This is a genomic window from Methylobacterium thuringiense (genome assembly GCF_022179645.1).
Lineage (GTDB): Bacteria > Pseudomonadota > Alphaproteobacteria > Rhizobiales > Beijerinckiaceae > Methylobacterium > Methylobacterium thuringiense.
Window position 1 is genome coordinate 1 of record NZ_BPRA01000046.1, and the last position, 2,467, is coordinate 2,467.

Genomic DNA, 2,467 nt, shown 5'->3' on the forward strand with positions numbered 1-2,467 from the left:
CGCTACCGAACCTCCATTAGAACCGGAAGCTCCTATCCCGGCACCAAGAAAGAGAAGAACCACTGGCACCACACCTCCGCATAACCCCGAGGATTTCGTTCCCAGGGTACCGGTTGAGTTACCGTGGGAGCCGGAAGACCTAGACATCCAATTCGGTGACTTGGAGCCACGCCGCCGGAACACCAGGGACCGAGATGTCAGCACAGGAATACAGTTCGGTGACATCGACTTTAACCAGTCCTGACTAGGCAGGGCTGGCGCGTATATCTTTTCGTCTGACACTGGCCCGGGTCACCTACAGCAGAAGTCCGTAAGGCAACATGAATTGCCATGCGAGACTCTGTATGCCCATGAAGACGAACGCATATACCCGCCGGCATTTGACGGAGAGAAAGAGAAGGTACTCCAGGCAAAGATGCAGATGGCCCCGACAGAAGCGAATAAGAGCAGGTACCAGTCGAGGAAAGTAGAGAACATGAAGGCATTAATTGTAGAAAGACTACGCGAAGGAGCAAAGATGTACCTCCATGAGCAAACCGACAAAGTACCCACGTACACCAGCAAGTACCCTAGACCTGTGTACTCACCATCGGTGGATGACAGCCTGAGCGATCCGGAAGTGGCTGTGGCCGCCTGTAACTCTTTCTTAGAGGAGAATTATCCGACCGTGGCGAACTACCAGATAACCGATGAGTATGATGCTTATCTGGACTTGGTCGACGGCTCTGAAAGCTGCCTCGACAGAGCTACGTTCTGCCCGGCCAAACTAAGATGTTACCCTAAGCACCACGCATACCACCAACCACAAATCAGGAGCGCAGTACCTTCCCCTTTCCAAAACACGTTACAAAACGTGCTAGCCGCGGCCACTAAAAGAAATTGTAATGTCACCCAAATGAGAGAATTACCAACCATGGACTCTGCGGTGTTTAACGTAGAAAGCTTCAAAAAATACGCCTGTACCGGCGAATATTGGCAAGAATTTAAAGACAATCCTATACGGATCACCACCGAAAACATAACGACGTACGTGGCTAAACTCAAGGGTCCAAAGGCTGCTGCCCTTTTTGCCAAGACGCATAACCTGGTGCCGCTCCAGGAGGTGCCAATGGACCGCTTCGTGATGGATATGAAGAGAGATGTGAAAGTTACACCAGGCACCAAGCATACCGAAGAAAGGCCTAAAGTGCAAGTGATTCAAGCGGCGGAACCATTGGCCACGGCATATTTATGCGGAATCCACAGAGAGTTAGTCAGGCGGCTAAAAGCCGTTCTGACCCCGAACATTCACACTCTGTTTGACATGTCGGCGGAGGACTTTGATGCCATCATAGCGGCACATTTTCAACCGGGAGATGCTGTACTGGAGACAGATATCGCATCCTTCGATAAGAGCCAAGACGACTCCTTAGCGCTAACGGCGCTAATGCTTCTGGAAGACCTCGGGGTCGACCAAGAACTGCTGGACCTTATCGAAGCTGCGTTTGGTGAGATCACGAGTGTGCATCTACCTACCGGTACAAGATTTAAATTCGGTGCTATGATGAAGTCAGGAATGTTTCTTACACTCTTCATCAACACGCTGCTGAACATTGTCATAGCGTGCCGCGTCTTACGCGACAAATTATCGTCCTCGGCGTGCGCCGCCTTCATAGGTGATGACAACATAGTGCACGGCGTGAGGTCAGACCCGCTAATGGCAGAAAGGTGTGCGAGTTGGGTCAACATGGAAGTAAAGATCATCGATGCCACAATGTGTGAGAAACCACCGTACTTTTGTGGAGGATTCATCCTGTACGACAGTGTCGCCGGTACAGCGTGTAGGGTTGCAGACCCGTTAAAGAGGCTGTTCAAACTCGGGAAACCGCTCCCAGCGGACGACAACCAGGATGAAGACAGAAGAAGGGCACTAAAAGACGAAACAGTTAAGTGGTCCCGCATAGGATTGAGAGAAGAATTAGACGTGGCACTGAGCTCAAGATACCAAGTCAGTGGCGTCGGGAACATCACTAGAGCGATGTCCACGCTGTCTAAGAATTTGAAGTCTTTTAGGAAAATAAGAGGTCCCATTATACATCTGTACGGCGGTCCTAAATAGATGCAGGATTACACTACATCTAAAGACCACGTATTACAGACACCATGAATTACATCCCAACTCAAACCTTTTACGGACGCCGTTGGCGACCACGCCCGGCGTTCCGTCCATGGCGGGTGCCGATGCAGCCGGCCCCACCCATGATTCCAGAGCTGCAAACTCCGATCGTCCAGGCCCAACAGATGCAGCAGCTAATCAGTGCAGTTTCTGCCCTGACGACTAAGCAAAATGGCAAAGCACCGAAGAAGCCGAAGAAAAAGCCGCAAAAAGCGAAGGCTAAGAAAAACGAACAGCAAAAGAAAAACGAGAACAAGAAACCACCACCTAAGCAGAAGAATCCGGCTAAGAAGAAGAAACCAGGAAAAAGGG

General features: G+C 50.6%; 2 protein-coding genes. Both read left to right on the plus strand.

Going from position 1 to position 2,467, the window contains the following annotated elements:
- Positions 1-325: 325 nt before the first annotated feature.
- Complete coding sequence (locus tag MFF07_RS22810; RefSeq protein WP_238208419.1) at positions 326-2,098, plus strand: RNA-dependent RNA polymerase family protein; 1,773 nt, start codon at positions 326-328, stop codon at positions 2,096-2,098.
- 44 nt (positions 2,099-2,142) lie between these two features.
- A partial coding sequence (locus MFF07_RS22815; protein WP_238232948.1) for a hypothetical protein occupies positions 2,143-2,467 on the plus strand: 325 nt, incomplete at its 3' end.